At 57.3% G+C, this 502-nt stretch carries 1 protein-coding gene; it reads right to left on the reverse strand.

The window, feature by feature from the left end; genetic code table 11:
* Positions 1 to 164: 164 nt before the first annotated feature.
* Positions 165 to 502, reverse strand: a 338-nt coding sequence (locus QD357_RS32945) for a hypothetical protein (protein ID WP_414126179.1), incomplete at its 5' end; no start/stop codon positions are given.

Below are 502 nucleotides of genomic sequence, written 5' to 3' on the forward strand. Positions count from 1 at the left end.
GTCGTGAAGAACGGGCTGCAACATCCCCGATGAGAGATGACAGCCGAGTCGAAAGKAGAGGCTCAACTGGTCGCTATCGTCACCATTGCKATGGTTTCGTAGATCTCAACTKAGAGGCTGCTCTCGCCGCCCCTCKGACTATCGAGACCGCACCGCAGGACCGATCAGGAACCCCCGCACCTGATGTAGCAGGCACGGGACGCATTTACCGCGATCCCCGTTTCCGACGTGATCTCCTTGATGATCGGCGCAAGTGAGCCGAGTTCGTCGTCGGTGAGCGCGATCAACTCCGGATAGTCGATGTCGACGMCGGTATTGTCCGCMGTCAAAGCGATCGCCCAATMGTCGCCGTTGATGCGATATTCGTGCGTGTCGAAATCGATTTCGAGATCGTCCCGGAGGTTAATGGTAATGCGCCCGAATATTTCGGTCTCCCCTTCCAGCTGATGCTCGGCGAACTCGTCCTCTCMGGCGAAAACGCTCCGCTCCAACGACATGATGA

This window comes from Rhizobium sp. BR 317 (assembly GCF_047445835.1).
Lineage (GTDB): Bacteria > Pseudomonadota > Alphaproteobacteria > Rhizobiales > Rhizobiaceae > Rhizobium > Rhizobium paranaense.